General features: G+C 71.3%; 13 protein-coding genes and 1 pseudogene. 3 read left to right on the forward strand and 11 right to left on the reverse strand.

Going from position 1 to position 19,503, the window contains the following annotated elements; all coding sequences use genetic code 11:
* Nucleotides 1-64: 64 nt before the first annotated feature.
* The 7 genes from fxsT to O3X23_RS17090 all read right to left on the reverse strand — a co-directional run bounded on the left by fxsT (nucleotide 65) and on the right by O3X23_RS17090 (nucleotide 10,615).
* A complete protein-coding gene (fxsT, locus tag O3X23_RS17060) occupies nucleotides 65-3,106 on the reverse strand; it encodes an FxSxx-COOH system tetratricopeptide repeat protein (protein WP_269272244.1) in 3,042 nt (1,013 codons plus the stop codon).
* A 65-nt stretch (nucleotides 3,107-3,171) separates the two neighbouring features.
* Nucleotides 3,172-4,320: an FxsB family cyclophane-forming radical SAM/SPASM peptide maturase gene (locus tag O3X23_RS17065; protein WP_269272245.1), complete on the reverse strand. Its 1,149-nt coding sequence runs from the start codon at nucleotides 4,318-4,320 to the stop codon at nucleotides 3,172-3,174.
* Nucleotides 4,317-4,526, reverse strand: a complete 210-nt coding sequence (locus O3X23_RS17070; RefSeq protein WP_269272246.1) for a hypothetical protein — start codon at nucleotides 4,524-4,526, stop codon at nucleotides 4,317-4,319. The genes O3X23_RS17065 and O3X23_RS17070 overlap by 4 nt, the downstream gene beginning before the upstream one ends.
* 131 nt (nucleotides 4,527-4,657) lie before the next feature.
* The gene (locus O3X23_RS17075) at nucleotides 4,658-7,120 is read right to left on the reverse strand and encodes an SAV_2336 N-terminal domain-related protein (RefSeq protein ID WP_269272247.1); all 2,463 of its coding nucleotides are present in this window, start codon (nucleotides 7,118-7,120) and stop codon (nucleotides 4,658-4,660) included.
* Nucleotides 7,117-8,121 (reverse strand): AAA family ATPase, encoded by a 1,005-nt coding sequence (locus tag O3X23_RS17080; RefSeq protein WP_269272248.1) that lies wholly within the window; start codon nucleotides 8,119-8,121, stop codon nucleotides 7,117-7,119. Before O3X23_RS17080 ends, O3X23_RS17075 begins: the two co-directional genes overlap by 4 nt.
* 1 nt (nucleotide 8,122) lies before the next feature.
* The gene (locus O3X23_RS17085; protein ID WP_269272249.1) at nucleotides 8,123-10,111 is read right to left on the reverse strand and encodes a VMAP-C domain-containing protein; all 1,989 of its coding nucleotides are present in this window, start codon (nucleotides 10,109-10,111) and stop codon (nucleotides 8,123-8,125) included.
* Between the two features lie 45 nt (nucleotides 10,112-10,156).
* Nucleotides 10,157-10,615: a CU044_2847 family protein gene (locus tag O3X23_RS17090; RefSeq protein WP_269272250.1), complete on the reverse strand. Its 459-nt coding sequence runs from the start codon at nucleotides 10,613-10,615 to the stop codon at nucleotides 10,157-10,159.
* Nucleotides 10,616-11,303: 688 nt separating this feature from the next.
* Here O3X23_RS17090 and O3X23_RS17095 point away from each other — a divergent pair.
* Nucleotides 11,304-11,657, forward strand: a complete 354-nt coding sequence (locus O3X23_RS17095) for an STAS domain-containing protein (protein ID WP_269272251.1) — start codon at nucleotides 11,304-11,306, stop codon at nucleotides 11,655-11,657.
* Between the two features lie 57 nt (nucleotides 11,658-11,714).
* Here O3X23_RS17095 and O3X23_RS17100 read toward each other — a convergent pair whose 3' ends face one another.
* The 4 genes from O3X23_RS17100 to O3X23_RS17115 are packed head-to-tail and all read right to left on the reverse strand — an operon-like array spanning nucleotide 11,715 to nucleotide 18,452.
* Nucleotides 11,715-13,169 carry a leucyl aminopeptidase gene (locus O3X23_RS17100; RefSeq protein ID WP_269272252.1) on the reverse strand — a complete coding sequence of 485 codons (1,455 nt, stop codon included), beginning with the start codon at nucleotides 13,167-13,169 and terminating at the stop codon, nucleotides 11,715-11,717.
* Entirely contained in the window at nucleotides 13,169-15,799 is a 2,631-nt protein-coding gene (locus tag O3X23_RS17105; protein ID WP_269272253.1) for a tetratricopeptide repeat protein, read from the reverse strand. The genes O3X23_RS17100 and O3X23_RS17105 overlap by 1 nt, the downstream gene beginning before the upstream one ends.
* Nucleotides 15,742-17,223: an aminotransferase class V-fold PLP-dependent enzyme gene (locus tag O3X23_RS17110; protein ID WP_269272254.1), complete on the reverse strand. Its 1,482-nt coding sequence runs from the start codon at nucleotides 17,221-17,223 to the stop codon at nucleotides 15,742-15,744. The genes O3X23_RS17105 and O3X23_RS17110 overlap by 58 nt, the downstream gene beginning before the upstream one ends.
* Nucleotides 17,220-18,452 (reverse strand): MFS transporter, encoded by a 1,233-nt coding sequence (locus O3X23_RS17115; protein WP_269272255.1) that lies wholly within the window; start codon nucleotides 18,450-18,452, stop codon nucleotides 17,220-17,222. Before O3X23_RS17115 ends, O3X23_RS17110 begins: the two co-directional genes overlap by 4 nt.
* A gap of 301 nt (nucleotides 18,453-18,753) precedes the next feature.
* On the opposite strand from O3X23_RS17115, the gene O3X23_RS17120 reads away from it, so the two are divergent.
* The gene (locus O3X23_RS17120) at nucleotides 18,754-19,026 is read left to right on the forward strand and encodes a hypothetical protein (protein ID WP_269272256.1); all 273 of its coding nucleotides are present in this window, start codon (nucleotides 18,754-18,756) and stop codon (nucleotides 19,024-19,026) included.
* A 188-nt stretch (nucleotides 19,027-19,214) separates the two neighbouring features.
* Nucleotides 19,215-19,503, forward strand: a pseudogene (locus O3X23_RS17125) (winged helix-turn-helix domain-containing protein); the annotation flags it as partial.

The following is a 19,503-nucleotide window of genomic DNA, read 5'->3' on the forward strand; positions in this document are numbered from 1 at the left end:
GACTTCGGGGCGTCGTCAGATCGGCAGGGCAGATCAGCAGGGCAGATCGGCCGGCGATCACGCTTCAGACCGCCACCGGGTCCAGCGCGAGAAGGATCCGCCGGCTGCGTCCGGCGGCGATCACGGTGTTCGGATGCTCCCTGCCCAGGATGCGGGTGAATCCGTCGACGGATTTCTTCGACATGAGGTTCGCCGAACTCTGGCGGCTCGGCGTCCGTTCGTGTGCTTCGATGGTGGTGACCCGATTGCTCGTACAGGCGAAGAAGACCGGGTGGGTCTCGCTGAGGCAGTTCGCTCGCGCGATCCGCGGCATGAGCTCGGCTTCCAGACGGTCCACTTCGGCGTAGTCGTGCTGCTCCCAGCGCAGCGTCGCGAGATTGACTCCGACGATCAGCCGGTGCCGATGGTCGGTGTCGAACGTGGCGTCCACGATCGAGGCGGCCTCGGTCAGCAGGGGCTCGGCCTCCCGGATCCGGCCTGCGGCCAAGTGGACGATCGCCAGGTTGTTCCCGCAGATCGCCGTCGAGGGGTGCGCTGTTCCGTTGACGGCCACGGAGATGTCGAGTGCGCGCCGCCCGGTCGCACGCGCTTGTTCGAGACGGCCGACCTCCCGTTGACAACTGGCCAGTTCGGTCAGTGCCATGGCGGTCTCGGGATGCTCGGATCCGAAGAGTTTCTCGACCCGTTCGGCCACGTCCTGTGCGGTCTGCCAGGCGTCCTGGTACAGGCCGAGATTGCGTTGGGACGCGGCGAGGAACAGCCTTGCGGTCAGGGTCGTCGGGTTGTCGACCCCGAACAGGCGGCGGCTGCGGTGAGCGGTCCCCTCCTGCAGTTCCACGGCGTCGCGGTAGTTCCCCAGGTCGTTGTGGGCCACCGCGATCCGGATCAAGGTGGCCAGCGTCGCCCGGTCCGTCGAGCCGCGGCTCTTCCTGCGGTCGTACAGCAGCACTTCGTCCTTCGCGAGCGCGTGGTCCGGTTCACCCAGCAACAGGCAGGAGACCGCCACGTTGTTCCGGGCCATCTCCGACAGCCGGTCCTCGCTGCCGAAGGTACCGACCGCGTCCTCGCAGGTCTGCTCGTCGACGCGCCGGGCCTCGGCGTACCGGCCCAGCCGCCGCAGATCACCGCCGAGGTTCAGCCCCACTCGGATCCTGATCTCGGGCCGACTGTCCGGATGGCGATCCAGGCTGCGGGAGAGTGCCTCGTCGATGGCCAGGGATTCGGTGGCCCTGCCCTGGTTCCGCAGCGCATTGGCGAGGTCGAGCTCTGCCTCACGGACGTCGCTGTGGTCGGGGCCGATGACCTGCAGCCAGGTCTCCAGCGCCGCTTGGAGGCCGATGCCGCTCTGCCGTGACTCACGCCATGACATCAGGGACCTGCTGACGTGCAGAATCAACGCGCGCGTGGTGGGGTCCTCCGCACATCGGACGCACGTCCAGGCCTGCGTCGCCGCCAGATTGCGCCAGATGTGGAGCATGGTCTGCCACTGGTCGTCCGTGCGTGCGCGGCCGACGTCGAGTCGGCGCAGCAGCAGGTGGACCGTGTGACGGTGGAGCTCGGCCTCTGTCTCGGGGACGCTTTCCGCGATCACGCCCTGCGGCACCCGGTGCATGCTGATGGTCGTTCCCTCGCCGGCCAGTTGGATTCTCGCCAGCGAGCAGGCCCGGATCTCGTCGAGCATGGCGCGCTGTCCGGCGATGTCGTTCCGGCTGCCCATCACCTCAGCCAGTTCCGTCGTGCTCATGGGTCCGTCCAGCTCCTCAAGACCTCTGAAGACACTGATCCGGATCTCCGTGCTCGCCATGAAGGAGAGCAGCGTCAGCAACTGCGCCGCCGCGGTGGAGCGTTGACGCACGCTGTCCAGGGCCACCAGGTAGGTCTGCATGAGCGGTCGGGGGTAGCGGGGTGGTGTGTCGCTGAAGGGTTCGAGGGGGCGGCTTCGCAGTCGCTCCAGGTAGTCCTCCAGCGGTTGCGGTGACGATCTCAGGTGCGCGGACGCGACCTCCATCGCGGCAGGGAGCCCCCCGCACTGCTCGGCCAGGACGGCCAGTTGGTCGTCAGGGAGGCCGGAGTCAGACAGTCGCCACCGGAGGAAATCGAAGCTGTCGGCCTGCCCCATCGGCTCGACCGGCACCTTGGTGGCGACGTCGTGCCAGTTCTGGTCGGTCGAGGTGATCACCACGTGCCCGACCGGACCGGTGAAGTTCGGCAGGAGCGGGAGAACGGCCGCGGCCGTCCGTGCGTCGTCGATCAGTACCAGCCAGCGGCGTTGGGCGGCATCGGTGCGCAGGGACCGCAACGCGGCGCCGAGGCGGGCCTGGTGTTCCTGCTCGTCGCCGAGGAAGTGCAGTTCCGAGTCGAGGGCCAGCAGGTCCTGGCGTGCCACCGCCAACCGGGTCGCCCTCACCAGCCATACCGCGTCGTACTCGCTCCGGTAGCGGTACAGGTACTCGAAGGCGATCTCGGACTTTCCGACGGCGCCCATCCCGGTCAGCGCCACGATGGCGGGTCCGCGCGGCGTGTTCCACAAAGCCTCGTGCAGTTGGGCCAATTCGGCGTCCCGGCCGCGGAACTGGTGGTTGCGCTGGGGAATCCAGTCGCTCCACACCGCGGGTTCCTCCCCGGGGAACCGTCGGCGGACCGCTCCCCGGCGGGTTCTCGCCGGGATCTGCGGGCGGGGCGGAATTTTCGCCACCGCGGGGATCAGTCTGTCCCGAGCGGCCTTCTCGCCGATGTCCGAGAGGTCGACGATGGCCTCGCGAATGCCGACCGGCAGGGTCTCCGGCAGCTTGGCCCGGTCGACCGTCACCGGAATCAGCCGGTCCAGGAGGTGCGCACTGGCGCCGAGCGCGGAGCGCCACTCCGCCGAGGAGTGCTGCGCCGTGCACAGGAACGCCTCGCTCACGACGGCGACACAGCAGTCCGCGCCGGAGAGGCCGGCGGCGATCGCACTGTCGAGGTCGGCCCAGGCGGCGGACCATGGGGATCGGTGCACCGAGCATCCGTGGTCCTCGAGAGCTTCCTCGATCCATGAGGCCCAGGGGTCGTCGGCCTCGCAGTACACGATGAGCACATCGCGCACGGTTGGAGCGGATTCGTCCGACACGACGTTCACCTGTTTTCGTTCCCTTCTCGCTGTCACATCTGCTGCCGCCGCACGGGCCGGGCCCTTCAGGCGGCGAGTTGCCTGGCTATCGCTTGCTGCACGTGCCGGATCAGCAGGGCGAGGTCGTCGCAGTAGGCGGAGGGGTTGTCGAAGGCCGACCCGGGCCGGTAACGGTGCGGGTAGGCGCCGCCACCGCAGACCTTGACGATCCGGCACTCCCGGCACTGTGGGCACAGTGCTTCGGTTCCTGGTGCCCGTCGGCGTATGGCCTCGCTGTGGATGAAGGCGTTCAGGTCGTCCACCGCGATGTTGAGTCCGGTCGCGGGTGCACCGGGGTAGGCCACCTTGAGGATGTCGTCGGCCTCGATGGTGCCGTCGCTCTCGATGGTGACGTACTGCACCGGCCCGGCGCCGATGGCTGTGGTGGCCGTTCGCGCACCCAGGGAGACCGCGATGATCTCATCGAAGATCCGCACACCGGTTGCCCGTGGGACGGTCGGGTACCAGGTGTCGAAGACCCGCGCGAGCCAGGACCCGTAGCGGGCTCCGGGCGGTGGGGGGTCGGCCCAGGTGCGGTGGGGGAGCAGGAAGCCGATGTCGGGCGGCTGCCAGGCGGCGAGTGCCGCGTAGGTCTCCAGCGGATCGGTCTCCAGGTCGACGACACTGAGCAGCCCGACGAAGAGATGACGGTAGCGCGCGGAGGTCAGCAGGCCGAGGCCGGCCGAGGCGGCGGCGTAGCTGCCATCGCCGTTCGGGAAGCGGCGGTGCCGATCATGGGCGTGGGCGTCGCCGTCAAGACTGACGGCGATCCGCACGTCCAGCTGTTCCAGGAAGTCCAGTGTCGACCGGGTGAGAAGCACCGCGTTCGTCTGCATCAGGAATCGCACCCGGGTCGTCGCGGGTACGGCCGCGCGCACCGCGGTGACGGCGTGGGCGATCGCCGCAGTGCCCGCGAGCAGGGGTTCGCCGCCGTGCAGCACGACTTCGATCCAGTCGGGCCGCTGCTCGGCGACATGGGCCCCGATACGGGCGGCCGCCTGGTCGATGACGGCGGGACTCATCGTGGTCGGCTTGGTACGCCAGCTCTGGTCCGCGGCCTGATAGACGTAGCAGTAGTCGCAGGAGAGATTGCACCGTGAGTGCATCTTCAGCACGAACTGCCGCAGTCCGCCGGGCCAGTGCGCCACTTCGGCTCCGTCGGGTCGTGCGGTCACGACGTGCCCCGTAACTGCTCCAGGGCGGGCGGCGGCGGCAGGAGACAGGATTCCCAGGCGACGACACGTTGGGGTGCGCCGCCCCGCTCCGCTTTGAGCCGTCTCAGCGCGTATCCGAGCGCTGACGGTTCCGCGTCCAGGCCGGCGGCCAGGGCGGCATCGACTGCTGCTGCCAGCCTGCAGTCCATACCTGTGCTCTCGTTCACAGCGCGTCCCCCGCTTCGTCTGCCCGGCGATCACTCGCGCCGCTCCGGTCCAGCCACGGTCGCAGTCGGTGATGCCGGCCCAATGCTTCCATCATGCCGGTCCGCGTACAATAATGCTGCCGAAAGGGTCCTCAATTGTGAGAAGTCCGATTGTCGTTGACGCGCCCCCAATTACTGGGTAGATGTTCGAGTTCTCGTTCGAGCGCAGTGTTCAGAATGTCGGCGGAAGGTTTTCTTCCGGTGCGCATCAGGAAGTCCACTCTCGACGTGAATGCCTGGCGGATCGCCACCGCGGAGGCGGCGGCCACCAGTGCGAGATCCGGCAGGAGGGTGAGCAGTTGACGATCCGCGGCAGCGATGTCGTCCTCCGTGCGAGTGGTTCGGCTCATGGCGTCGAGACATCGGGCCAGGGTGAATCGGACGCTGATGCGCAACTGGGGTTCGAGCCGCTCCACGGGTTCCAGGTCGGCGAGCAGGTCCACCGCTTCGTAGAGCGGCAACGCCGTTCCGGTCAGCCCATACTGGGTCAGCAGCGTCTCCGCGAGCAGAACCCGCTGTTCGGCGACGTTCGTGCCGAACGGGAGCAGGGCTGTGATCGCCGACCGGCGCACGCTGATGGAGTCGTCCAGGTTGTCGGGGGCCGAAGTGGCCCCGAACCGCGTCAGGAGCACGTCGGCGAGGATACCGAGGCATTCGCCGGTGCCCGGGAGTCCCGGCTCGGCGGACTCGAGGTGGCTGCGCAGGACGAACACGGCCTCGTCCAGGTCGTCGAGTTCGCTGCTGGTACGCCAGCGGAGAACCAGCATCCGGGCAAGATCCCTGACCCCCGTCCAGTGACGTGAGTTCCGGTCCGGCAGAGCGGCCATCACGTGCCGCGCGGATTCGATTGCCGTTTCGATCTCGATTTCCCGCCCGCTCACTTCCGCGCGTTCGACTCGCTCTCCCAGCTGCTCCGACAACTCGTCATTTGTCATGTGGGGGTGGCCGGTCAGGACACTATCGGAGGCCGGAATACGTTTCAACAGACGGCGCGCCGTCTCCGGTGATACGTGGGCGATGAGTTCCCCTGCGCCGATGGTCCGGCCGCCCGACCGCAGTTCCGGAAGGGGCATCACCGCCTGGTATTCGCGAGAGCCGATCCCCATACCGAGATCCTGGTCGAGATAGTGGGAGAGTGCGTCGAGTACCTCGAGTTCACGGCTCGCGGTCAGTCTGCGGCGCAATTCCTCGCGAACGCCCGGGAGCCATTGGAACGCCGGGGCCGAGCCCGGTGACCGCCGGCCACCGGCGCGGTGCATCAGCCCGCCCGTGACCACCTCGGCGAGATGCACCGTACTGCCCGACGGGAAGCAGAGCGTCAGCACCGCCCGCATCACCGGCAGGCTGAGCGGCACCAACGAGAGTGCCGCCGCGAGGTCGCACGCGGTCGCGCTCGCCATCGACTCGAAGCGCCGCAGTACCTGGCGGCCGGAGGCGACGGCCACGGCGGGTTCTCCGGGCCGGGTCGGCCGTTCGGAGCCCGCCCGTCCCGTCGGGGCCGCCGGGCGCAGGCCGACGACCGCCTGCCGAGCGGACGTGGACCGCCCCGACACCAGGTTCGACCAACCGGCGAACCACGGCAGTTCCGGCTGGAGCACCGGCACGGCTACCGCACGCGCCGCCCCGTCGCCCCGGATCGCCAGCAGACACCCGGCCGAACCCAGCGGTACCGAGACCAGCGGAGCCGATTGCACACGCAATCCCGTCCGGCGCCAGAGCCGGTGCGGAAGGGGTTCGATGACGGCGACGGGGCAGTGCGCGGACAGTGCCGCGGCGGCTGCGGCGCCGACGCCGCTGTGCCAGAGCGCGGAGACGCCGTCCGTCAGGATCAGCACCACCGAGCGACTACTGGGGTCGTGCAGCAGTTCTACAGCCTGCTCCGCGGCGTGGGCCCGATGGCGGGAGGTGATCCGTGCCCGTCCGTCCCGCTGGTAGAAGGACCAGGCGTGGACCGTGCGAAAGGCCCCGCTCAGCGCGAGGCCGGCCTCCAGATCGGCGGCCAGATCTCTCCACAACTCCATGGACACGGAGCTGTCGACCAGGAGCGCCGCCGTGGCCCGCCGCGGTCGCAGCCGTTCCGGGACCGGCCAGCAGATCCCCGACAGCGCCGCCCGGTCCGCTGTGGCCGCTTCGTCGAGTGGTCCCCACAACGGGCCGGGGGTGGGCCGTTCGCGTAATCGGCGCAGCGCCCGGCCGATCATCTGCGCGTCCGAGCCGCTGGGGGCCGGAATCCGGACGGGAACTCCGGCCGGACCCTCCTGCGGGTTCCTGGGGTGTCCTGGCCGGTGCGCCGAGCCGTCCCGCGCCGAGCGGACCGGCAGCCGCCTGCGGGTCCTGGCCGGTGCCTGTCGCTCGGCAGCGGCCCGAACCGCCTCGGCGCCCGCCGGCGGAGGGTCGTCCCGCGCCTCCGTCCCGGCCGCGGCACCCGTCCCCAGACCCTGCACATGGGCAGCGAGCCACAGCGCCTCGGCGATCTCCCGCGCGTTCAGCCCGGAGGGCGCGATCGCCTCGGCGAACCGCACGAGGCTGTCCGCCCGGGGCGCGTCGGCGTTCACCGAACCGGATCCAGGGGCGCGAGGATGAGATCCGCCAACTCCTCGCGGTCGCCGGTGCCGAGAGCTGCCGCGCTCGCGAGATAGACCGCGCCGAGCAGTTGGTCCGTGGCGACCGTGCCCTCGCTGCGCTTGTGAAGGAAGGCCTCGATCAGGTCCCGGCTCGCATCCGCGACATCCGCCCCCAGATGGGCCGCGACGATGCGTGCCAGGCGCTCCGCACCGGGCTCCTCCAGCCTGAGGCGGACACAGCGGCGCAGAAAAGCCGCCGGGAACTCGCGCTCCCCGTTGTCCGTCAGCACGACGATCGGGAACGCGCTGCACCGGACCCGGCCCGCGACCACATCGACCGGCTGGGTTCCTCCCGTCACCCCGACCGGCACCAGGCTTCCCGCATCCCGCAGGCGCACCAGCTCCTCTATCTCGAACTCGCCGTCCTCGAAGGCGTGCAGGAGGTCGTTGGGCAGATCGATGTCGCTCTTGTCGATCTCGTCGATCAGCAGCACACGGGGCCGGTCGTGCGGGAGCAGAGCGCTGCCGAGCGGGCCGAGACGGATGTAGTCGCCGATGTTCGACGCCGCCGGACCGCGCTCCTCCAGACGGCGGAGGTTGGTCTCCTCCAGACGGGCGAGCGCGTCGTAGCTGTAGAGCCCCTCGCGCAGGGTCGACCGGCTGGTGATGCCCCATTGGAGCACCGTGCCGAGCGAGAGTTCACGGGCGATGGCGTAGGCCAGTGATGACTTGCCGCTGCCGGGCTTTCCGGTCACCAGGAGGGGGCGGCGCCAGTAGATCGCCGCGTTGATCAGGTCGAGATCGGTCTCGCTCAGCAGCAGGGACTCGTGCACGTCGACGATGCCCAGGTGGGCGCGCGCCGAACGGTCCTCGGCCCACTGCGCCGGAACGAGCGGGGCGCCGTCGAACGCACGTGATCTCATCGGCTCGGGCAGGGCCGCGATTCCGTTGTGCGGGGCGCCCTCGCCTTTGAAGATCCACCAGTCTGCCATCTCATACCACCTCGGGATAGGCCGGCTCTTCGAGGAGGGGCTCCCGGTAGGGGCGGTCGGCGTCGTCCCAGAACAGGACGATCTCGTCGGCGATGCGCTCCCGCGCCTCGGCCCGTAACTCGAACAGCCTTCTCGGTAGGTCGATCAATCGGGTTCCGTTCAACGTTGATTCGAACCGGTCCCGGAACATGAGGCCGGAGCACTTCACCGGTTCCATGCTGCCCGGGTCGTGCCGTGTGCGGCAACCATCGGCGTGCCACACCAGCACCGGAAGGCCCTCTTGCACCGCCGCTCGCAGCCATGCGCACGAGCGCGGGTTCTTGAAGGTCGGCGGATTGGTCATGCCGAGCGCGACACCGCAGGTGCCGCTCCGGTCCGCGTCGGACCCGCCGCGAGCCGCCCGTCGGGCGCCGTCGCCTCCGCGGGCGTCCGGGTCCGCCGTGCCGTCGCACATCAGCCACTGGATCGGAGCCGCGGACGCGGCGGTGCGCGACCAGATGTCGCGCAGCGCTTCCCGGCTCGGCGCGAACTCCTCCTCCTGCCAGCGCTCCTGGGATCGGACGACCACGGGGAGCAGGTGCCCGAGCACCCCGTGGCCGGGTATGTGCCAGGCGTGGACCGGCTCGTTGAGCAGGTCCATCGGGGCGATGAGGTCCAGGACGGTCGACGCGCGCCGGGGCAGGCTCGCGATCGACTTGGGCAGCAGCTCTCTGAGCAATGGCCACAGGGCGGCCCGGTCGACCGGCTCCGACGGCCCCTGTTCCGGCTCCGCCGCCTCCTCCTCGATGGCGTGGTGGAGACGTACGCTGACGTCGTACCCGCCGGACCGCTGGAGCGTGGGCTGGACGTGGACGCGCAGCACGGGATAGCCCCCGGCGGGCTCCTCGGCACCCTCGTCCAAGGTCGCTGCGTGCCGCAGGTGTGCCTGCCACCTGCTGCCGTGTCCCAGCGCGTCGGCACACTCCTGGATCCACTTGGCCGCGTCCTGGGACCATCGCGGCCCGAGCTCCGCACGCACGGTCGCCGCGAAGCGGTCGAAGAACACCAGCAGTTCATGCGGATTGACCGCGTTCGGCGCCGTCTGGCCGGCCAGCGTGAGCAGGGCATCGCGCAGGGAAGTGCCTCTTGCCAGCAGACGCCCCCGGACCAGGGGTTCGACGAGATCGGCCTGCTGCTCGTCGGACAGGACCGTCCTGGCGTCGGCGAGCAGGTCCAGCAGGACGACTTCGAGCAGCGGGCGCCCACTGACGGCTTCGGGCCGGGGCGGGGGAAGCACCAGTGCGCACGCCGCCGGCCACACCCGGTCACGGGCGTGGAAACGGTCGTGGTCGCCGATCACCTTGTCGGCTCGCCCACCGAGCGCCTCGGTCAACCACCTTTGGAGCGGGATCACATAGCCGCCCTTGCCGTCGTTGGGAGCCCGGGACGCTTTCATGACGCCGACCACGCGGCCGGTCGCCTTGTCGATCACGGGCGAACCGGACCGGAACTTGGGGACGGAGTCGCCGGTCACTTCGATCACATCGAGCGAGCGGCGCGCCATGCGTCGCCCAGCGGCCCTGAACGTCCGGTCGCCGCAGGACACCTGGTCCAGGCCGACCTTGTCGTACCCCCAGTCGAGGAACCACTCCGCCGCCTCGATGCGATAGTCCGGCCCCAGTTCCAGCCAGACCACACCACCCTTCCCGCGGTCGTCACGGCGCGGCACCCGGATCAGGGCCAGGTCCGGACGACCCCACGGCAGATCGGCGGGACTGCGTTCGGGCACCGCGAGCTCGACGACCCCCCGCACATCGACCGTGTCGTTCCTGATCCTGACCCGGCGCCGGCCGTTGAGGACGTGAGCGCAGGTCAGCACCAGATCCGGGGTGATGTAGAAGCCCGTTCCCAGGAGTTCGCCCTGCCGCCCCGGCTCCAGAACCGCTACGACGGCGTATTCGCAGAAGGACGGGATGTCCACGTCCAGAAGGTTCGAGCCGTCAGCCGTCACGGCGCGCGACCCCCGCCGTGAGGGCCTTCTCCGCCCTGTCGTCGGCTACGCCTGCCCTGCGCCGGCCGCCGCCGTCCGTTCTCCTTCGGCCGGGGGCGACGCTGTCGACTCGTCGTCCGCGAAAGGGGCGGCCCCCGGCATCCGGTCCCTGGCGTCCCACCCGAGCTTCACCTTGACCGACGAGTTGGCGTGCACATCCGCGATCAGGCTCACCGCCTGACCGGTCGAAGCGTCGATGTCCAGACCGAACTCGATCTCCACGGTGTCGGGCCGCACGCTGCGCAGGCTGGACCACACGCTCTGCGCGATGCCGCCGATGGCCTCGGTGAACCCGCTGAGGCGGGGGGAGTCGGCGACTGATCCCGGGGCTTCCGGATCGGACGGCCGCTGCCGGATCCAGGGGCGGCCGCCGGTGTCCTGGGCGCGGCCCGGGTCCACGTCGTAGTCGGAGTCGCCGTCGTCGTACTCGGAGGTCTCCGCGAGCCCGGAGGTGCTGAGTCTCACCCATACCAACTGGCCCGTTGGCATTTCCACCTGAACCGGAATGCCTTCCAAGTCCACCACGATAACTCCCCCCGCATTTATGCAGCGTTTGCGAAGTTCAGCATAGCGGCCCCGGTGGAGCAGGTGGACGCGATTCGAGAAAGCCGGCCGGTACGCGGAACTCCGGAAGATCACGGGGCAGGCGCGAAGGAAAGGATCACTTCGGCACGTCCCGAACTGTCGGGGAAGCGGCCTCCGCGTCATTTGCCGATGTGTTCCGAATTCGACCCCCGGTGCCGAGGCAGGGGATTCGTCGACGACGAGCCCGGCCGTGCGGGGTCGGCAGGGCCGGTGACCTCCCATGATGGGATTCGCCCGTCAGATCGGTCCTCGACAGAACGTTCAAGGGGCGGCCGCCGGGCGACGGTTGACGGACACGGGCTCCGCTGCGATCGGCGCCGAGACCGGTTTTGATGACCTATTGGCGATTCACTGTTCGGCTCGGACAAAGCCGCGGTACGAAGTCGGCGGACGTACTACGTTGGGCGGGTCGGAACGGAGTGGGAGAGAAGTTGCTCGGGGTGCGCCGGTCGCCGCCACAGGCCCGGGAACCCGTGGCGAAGAACGGGTGGAAGAACCGCTGCGATGCGGCGGCCGGAACCCCTGACCTTCTATCCAATAGATATATCCAGCAGAGAGCCGAGGGCTTATGACGATCCAGTGGCACTACGAGAACCGGCCCGGCGTAGGCCTCCTGTCATTGTCGGGGTTCCTCGGTGAACAGGCCTGCCCCCGATTCGCCGGGGCCGTCGGCTGGGCTCTGACCCGCGGCCAGGGCACTTTGATCGTGGATCTGACCGGTCTGCAGGGCTGGTCCGAGGGGGGACAGGAGACGCTGGCGGCGGCGGCAGGGCGCCTGGCCGAGCAGGGGCGCTCGTTGGAACTGGCCGGGGTGCCCGTCGACAACGCCGCCTTCACCCCCCGCGCCGGCGACCCGGACATCCGGTGCCACCGCAACCTCGAGGCAGCGCTGGCCGCTCACCCGGGTCCCGCCGGCCGCTGACCTCCGCCGGCCCGCGCGGGTGCCGCGCAGGAGCGGGCCACGCCTACTGGTAGCGGATCAACGGGGCGACGCGAACGGTTCGCGGACCAGGGCGGCCAGGGTGCGTACGCCGAAGCCGGTGGCGCCCCGCACCCACTCGCCGTCCTCGGCGTCGCACAGCGCGGTGCCCTGGATGTCCAGGTGGGCCCAGGGGACGCCGGGTGGGACGAACTCGCGCAGGAACAGACCGGCCAGCAGTGCGGTGCCGTGCCGGTTGCCGATGGTGTAGTTGACCAGGTCGGCAATCGGGGACTCCAACTGCCAGCGGTAGCGGTCGGACAGCGGCAGCGGCCAGACCGGCTCGCCGGCCCGCCCGGCGGCTTCCCGCACCCGGTCCACGAGGGCGTCGTCGGTGCCCATCACGGCGGCGATCTTCCGGCCCAGGGCGATGGGGGCGGCGTCCGTCAAGGTGGCCACATCGATCATCGCGTCCGGCCTGCACTCGCCGGCCAGGGTCAGGGTGTCGGCCAGGATCAGTCGGCCCTCGGCGTCGGCGTTGCGCACCTCGACCGTGCGGCCTCCGCGCATCCGCAGCACGTCACCGATGCGGACCGGGTCGCCGTTGGGCATGTTCTCCGTCAGGGGCAGCCAGGCGTCGACCTGTGTGCCGCAGTTCAACCCGGCCAGTACCGACATCGCACCGAGCACGGCGGCCGCGCCGGCCATGTCCGCCTTCATGGTGAGCATTTCCGCGCTGGGTTTGAGGGACAGCCCGCCCGCGTCGAAGGTGACGCCCTTGCCGATCAGCGCGTACCGGCCCGTCGGCCGGTCCGGCCGGTAGGTCAGCTTCACCAGGCGTGGCGGGCGCAAGGAGCCGCGGGCGACGGCGAGCAGCCCGCCGAGGCGTTCGGCGGTGATGCGCTCCTCGTCCCACACCTCGCACCGCAGCCCGCTGTCGGCCGCGACCGCGGCCGCCCGCTCGGCGAACAGCGCGGGAGTGAGGTCCTGACCGGGCTCGTTGACCAGGTCCCTGGCCAGCAAGGTGGCGGCGCCGAGCCGCCGGCCCTCGTCCAGCGCGGTGAGCCCGGCCGCCCCGCCGCCGTCCGGCAGGAGCAGGTCGACGTGCTCAGGCCCGCTCGGACCGCCCGGTGCGGACTTGTGGCGGGTGAAGCGGTAGCCGCCGAGGAGGAATCCTTCGACGGCGGCGCGCACCGCCGTCGGGCCGGGCGCTCGCCCGTCGGGCGCGGGCAGCGCGAGGCCCAGCCGCCCGAACCCGCGCACCGCACGGGCCAGTCGGGCGGTCGCGTGCCGGATCGTGTCGTCGTCCAGGGCGGCGGCGGTTCCGAAGCCGAGGATCACCTGCGCGGGTCCGCCTGCCGCGCCGGGCAGCCGGAGCACCTCGCCGGGGCGGCCGGTGAAACCGCAGGCGGCCACGAAGTCGGCCGCGGGCACGTGTTTCAGCTGGTCCGCGAAGGCGGGCACGACCACCGCGTCGGTGCCGGCCCGGGCCTGTTCCGTCAGGGACCAGCGCATCAGGACCGGTTGCCAGGGCCGGTGCCCGTCGATCCGCTGACGCCGACCGCTGCCCGCACGTCCGCCGCAGGCGTCGCCCGGACCTCCGTCCTCCCGTCGCGGGTCTCGGTCCTGGCCTGGCGGCGTGCCGCGGCCCACGCTTCCAGGCCGTCGCGGTACTCCCGGCCCAGCGCCCCCATCGTGTCGTCGCCGCCGGTGGCTGCCCATCCGCGGGCGGACGATGCGGCGTACGGGTCGATGCGCAGCGACTGGATGAAGCAGTCCCCGGCCAGTTCCGGCAGCCCGGCCGTGGCCAGGCACTCGCCGGCCAGGCCGTAGCTCATGGCCGTCGAGGTGGGCCCGAGGCGGGCGGCGCGCAGGTAGGCGTCGGCGGCCTCCCGGTGCCGGCCCTGGCGTACGAGGGATTCGGCGAGCTCGATATGGCTCTTGGGCTCGTACGGGTCGAGGGCGATCACCTCGGTGATCCGCTGGTGGGCGAGGTCGTGGCGACCGAGGCCCAGCGCTTCCTTGGAGCGGCTCTCCAAGCAGGCGCGCAGGTTCTCGCGCCGCAGGAACTCCTCGTACGGTGTGGCCGACGTGACCGCCCTGGCCAGTTCCTCGGCCCGGTCCATCTCCGCGACCAGCCGCTCCTCGTCACGCTGCAGGAACGGCACGTAGGTGACGCTGCGGTAGAACCTGCTCTCCAGCATCAGCCGGTCCAGGGGGGTGCAGTCGGGGTCCGCCAGCAATTCGGCCAGGGCCTGCTCGGCGGTGGCCCGCCACGCCAGTGCCTCGTCCAGCGACTTCGTCTCCCGCGCGTGGAAGACCACGGCGAACACCGCGATCACGAACCGCAGCCGCAACGGGCAGTCGGGGTGCCGGGCGATGTCGAAGGAGGTGGTGGGGGCGGCCACCTGCTGGCGCCCGCCGCCGATCGACCCCACGTAGCGCACCAGGTCGCGCCAGTGGTGCAGCCGCAACTCGGCCGCCCCCGACAGTTCGGCGGCGGGACGCGACGGGATGAGGTCGAGCACCAGCCGGCCGAAGCCGAGCCGGAAGAGCAGGGCCGAGGTGAGCAGCCGGCGGGCCGGGTCCGCCGCCTCGAACGTGTCGAGCCATCCGCACAGTTGCTCCCAGGCAGGGGTGCGCAGGTGCTCGGGCAGTTCTGCCGGATGGGTCACGGCGAACTCCGCGAGCCCGGACTCGCGCACCAGGTTGCCGCGGAACGCCGGCGGCATCAGGCGCTGGTAGGTGATGTCCGGGGCGCTGCCCGCCGCGGCGTGCTGATGGGCGAGTGTGGGCAGGGCGGCGTACAGGTTCGGCGAGCGGGACTCGCCCAGATTGAAGTAGGACGCGTACATCTGATAGTGCCAGTTGTTCTGGTACGCGGGCCGGTCCGGGCGGCGCCCGGCCCGGCGTGCCACCTCGGCCAGCGGCTCCTCGCCGGCTCGGGCGTAGCCGTCGGCGAGCAGTTGCGCGGTCCTGGCCGAGCGCGGCGCGGCCCGGAAGGCGCGCTCCGCGAGCAGCAGAGCGAACTCCTGGTGGCCGGCCTGCCGGGCGCACTCGGCCGCGGCCACCAGTGCGAAACCGGTGCCCAGCGGACCCAGCCGGGCGGCGTGCAGGTAGCCGGCCAGTGCCCGGTCGGGCCGGCCCGCCCGTTGCTCCGCCTGCGCGGCCTGCATCCGGATCTTGATCGAGTAGGGGTCCAGGGCGATGCCCTCGGCCAGCGCCCGCTGCTCGCCCGCGACGTCCTCGCGGCGGACCGCGATCTCCAGCCGGCGGTCGATCAGCCGGCGCCGCGCCTCCAGCAGGAGCAGTTCGTCCTCCGGGCCGGCCGGGGCCAGCGGTGCCAGCGAGGCGTCCGACGCGGCCAGCAGCGTCGCGGCGCCGTCGAAGTCCCGCTCGCGTTCGGCGCGCATGGCCTCGCGCAGGTCCAGCCGGACCGCCGCGATCGCGCACTCGAACGGGGTGCGGCCGCCCGCCGCCCGCGCCAGCAGTTCCCGCGCCTGACGGGCCAGATCAGGGGCCGCCGCGTCGTCATCGGCGTGCCGGGCCAGCAGGTAGCCCCAGGATCCGGCGGCCTGGGCGTGGCACAACGTGTCCGGCGGGTCCTCGGTCAGCACCCGGAAGGCCGCTGCGGTGCGCTCGGACAGACCCTCGGCCTGGAACAGCGCGGAGGCCCGTGCGGCCTGCACGGTGGCCTCGACCTCGTCGCGGCAGCGCACCGGATCCAGATCGGCCGGCACCACCTCCAGCACCGCCGCGGGTAGGCACACGGCCACCAGCCACTGGGCCAGCGTGGCCCGGTCGACCGGGTCGAGTCCGTCCCGGCGCGCGTACGCCCGCGTCAGCCGGGTCCAGGACGCCGAAGCCAGGTGTGGGGGCAGGTCGGTGGGAGCGACGGCCCGGTAGGCGCGCAACCGCGATTCCTCGATCAGCAGCCGGCGGTAGCCGGCGGGCATGTTCATTCCGAACCGCAGGGCGGTCGCGGCGCGCTGGTCGAAGCGGCGGGCGGCCAGCAGCGGCGCACGGGCCTGGATCTCGGCCAGCGGGGAGTCGGCACCGTCGAAATACGGACGGTGCACCTCGAACGTCAACCAGCTGGGAGCGTTGACGCCGACCACGCCGTGGCTGAACCGCCACCGTTCCACTGCAGCCCCCGGGGAAGAGAAGGTCTCCCCGCGGCCGCACAGGGCGCGACCGCGGGGAGCGTGGTGTGCGGGACGACGGTCAGGCGCCGGCGTCGATCAGACAGGTCCAGCAGTCGGCCGCGCCGGTCGTGACCTCGACCTCGTCCTCGAGCTGCTCCCAGCTCTCGTATTCCTTCTCCATCAGGAACCCCCTCCGTTGCAGGAAGACCCGCACCCGTTTGTGCGAGTACGGATCCTTTCTCGCACGACCCGTCAACGGCCGCAAGACGTTGGGCAGTTGCTGCCAAGCCCTTGCTCACCGACGGGGGTGCGAGCGGGTGGGCGGTCCGGCCAAGGTGTCGAGCAGCACATCGATCTCCTCGTCGGCCGTCCAGTAGTGCGGCGAGACCCGGATCATGCCGTCCGGGTACGACACGTGGATGCCGTGCGCCGCCAGCTCCTGCACCAACCGCCCACCGACCCGCGCCCTCACCCGCAGGCGACTCGACCCGGCAGCCCCTCGCGGCCAGCCCCTCGCGCAACCGCCCGGTCAGCAACCCGATCCGCTCCGCCACCGCCCCGATGCCCACCCGCGCCAGTTCGTCCAGCGCGGCCGACAGCCCCACCATGCCCAGCACGTCGTACATGCCGCCTTCCACGCGGCCGGCACCGGACCGCAGGGGCAGGTCGTAGCGGAAGTGCCCCGGCCCCTTGCTGAGCATGTCGTTGGCCCCGTCGTAGCCGAACCAGCCCGCGGGGACCGAACGCAGCAACGGCAGCCGTGCGGACCGGCAGTAGAACAGGCCGGTGCCCGGCGGGCCGCCCAGCCACTTGTGCGCTCCGGCGGCGACGAAGTCCACCGGGGTGGCGGCCGTCGACAGCGGCAGCGCGCCCAACCCCTGCACGGCGTCCACGCACACCAGCGCGCCCACCGGGGCGGCCAGCGCGCAGAGCACGTCCAGGTCGAGCCGGAAGCCGGTCGCGAAGTTGACGTGACTGGCCGCGATCAGCCGGGTGGAGGGCTTGATCGCGGCGGCGACGTCGTCGAGCTCGTAGCCGCCGCGGCGCATCGGAACCCACCGCAGCCGCACTCCCGCCCGCTCCACCAGGGCCCGCCAGGGGTGCACGTTGGCGGGGAAGTCCCGGTCGAAGACCACCACCTCGTCGCCGGGCGCCCAGCGCAGCCCGTCGGCCACCAGGTGCAGGCCGGTGGAGGTGTTGGGCACCAGCGCCACCTCGTCGGGGGAGCACTCCAGCAGGCGGGCGGCGGTCGTTCGGGCCGCCGCCCGAGCCGGGAAGATCCGCCCCATCCGGGCGCTGCCGTACGGATAGACCTCGTCCAGCGCGCCGCGCATCGCGTCGACGGCCGGGGTGCGCAGCAGGCCGAGCCCGGCGTGGTCGAGGTAGGCGCGCGGCGCCTGCGCGGCCCGGTCGTCGGCGCTCATGTGGGCTGCTCCTGTTCCTGCTGCTCCTGCAGTCGGCGGCCCGGCTGGGAGGTCAGCACCAGCCATCCGGCCAGCAGGATCGGCAGGCCGTGCAGCAGCAGCACCCAGCGGGCCGCCAGATCCGGGGTCAGGGCCACACTCGTCACCGCCAGCCCCGCCATCAGACCGCCGTTGACGACGATCTGGCAGAAGCCGAACGCCTGCCCGCGCTCCTCGTCCGGGAGCTGCTGCAGGGCCTGCTTGAACGTGATCTCGCTGAACGCGTCGCCCACCCCCGCGACCAGCGCCGCCAGCAGCCGCGGCCACCAACCCGGCAGCCAGAACACCCCGATGAACCCGAGGGACATGACGATGGTCGACAGGCAGAACACCCTCGCGGGAGCCCGCGCCACGACCTGGGTGGCCATCGGTCGCAGCACGAACCCGGCCAGGAACAGCCCCACCGCCCAGACGCTCCACATGGTGCCGGCGAACAGCTCCGGCGCGTCCGGCCGCAACCGGCTGCCCAGGATGGGCAGTCCCACCTGCTGCGAGGAGCTGCCGAACGCGTCGAACCCGCGCAGCACCACCAGCGGTGCCACCGCGGTCAGCACCAGCAGCGGCCACGTCGGCCGACCGGATCCCCGGTCGGCCGCCCCGGCAGCCGCCGGCGGCACGGGCGCCGCCTCCCGCAGCGGCAGCCGCAGCGCGCACAGCACCACCCCGGACAGCGCGTACGTTCCGGCGTCGAGCGCGAACACCCCCCGGTAGCCGAGGACCGGCACGACCACCGTGGCCGCGCCCATCCCCACCACGAACGCGATCCCCTTGAGCCCGGCCAGCAGGCTGTTGACGGTCTGCACCCGAGGACCGGCCAGCACCGGCGTCGCCGCCGCCAACGTGCCCTCGAACACCGACCGCCCGACTCCCAGGAAGAACACCACCGGATAGAGCCAAGCCAGCTGCGCCCCCGCCGGCAGTACCGCGAGCACCACCAGAACCGCCATCCGGAGGGCGTCGGCGCCGATCATCACCCCGCGCCGGTTCCAGGCGCGCCCGTAGCGGTTGCCCGCCTGCCCGCCGAGGATCGCGCCTGCGTAGAGGGCGACGCTGACCAGCCCGGTGGCCAGTGCGGAGCCGGTGCGCTCCCAGACGAACACCGACAGGCAGACGAAGTCCAGCGCGTACCCGACGTCCGACGCCGCCTTCGCGGCGAGGAAGATCGCCAGGCCCGGTCGCGCAGCCGCCATCGCCCCCACCCCCGGTTCTTCGGCGCCCTCGAAGCCGTGGACATCCTGACTGATGCAGCCCCCGGGCGCAGGGCGATGGCCGAAAGCCCCCGTGTCCCGGCCCGGCCGGAGGCGCCCCTGCGCACTCAACGTGCCGTGGGCCGAGCTGACATGACGGTCCGTCACAATAAGGGCCTACGGGCTCAGGGGCGTTTGCCGGCGGACAGGACAACAGTTGCCCGTGGAGCCGGGGCACCGGGCCGTTGCCCTTGCCAGTCAAGTGGAAGGCCCTCATTCCGCGACCTCGGGGTACACGCCCCACATGATCACCCTTGCGGCACAGCATGGTGCCAATCCTCCGTCGTCGGGCTGGTTCGCCCTCCTGTGGTCGTTCATCGCGATTCCTGCGGGGATCGCCCTCGCGAGCCGGGCGGGGTCCGGCTGGTTCCATCAACGCCTCGTGGATCGCTCCCGGGGCAACCACTTCCCGCCCACCATCCCCGCCCCTGTGTGGACCCTCCGCCTCGGCGGGACCGTGCTCGCGGCGGCCGGGGTGGTGGCCCTACCGAGCGGCATCTGGTTGATCGTCCGGTGATGTCCGGGCGCCTACGCACCGCCTTACCCGGCGCGACCTGCGGCAGTACGTGGCAGTGAGTGCGCCAACGACTCCACCCCGCCTTGGAAGCGTGGCCCGCATGCCCTTCCCGGACATGCGCCCGCTATCGATACGGCGCGCAAGAGGCGTGCATGAGACGCCGTCCCAGGTCCGACTACTCTGCACGGGTGACCACCGACCTGACCCTGCTTCCGCGCGTCGCCTATCGCGCACAGGAGGTCACCGCGCCCCGGCTGCGCGCCCTCCTCGCGCTGCTCGCGAGGGACTTGCGCACGGGCTGCAGCAGCGAGCGGCTGGTGGCAGGGCTGTGGCCGGACGAGACTCCTGAGCGGCCGGGGAAGGCGCTGCAGGTCCTCGTGTCCAGGGCGCGAGCGCAGTTGGGTGCCGACGTCCTGGTCAGCACGCCGACCGGATACCGGCTCGCCCTCGCCGAGGACCAGGTCGACAGCTCCGCCC

Source organism: Streptomyces sp. H39-S7, assembly GCF_027158205.1.
In the GTDB taxonomy this organism is placed as follows: domain Bacteria; phylum Actinomycetota; class Actinomycetes; order Streptomycetales; family Streptomycetaceae; genus Actinacidiphila.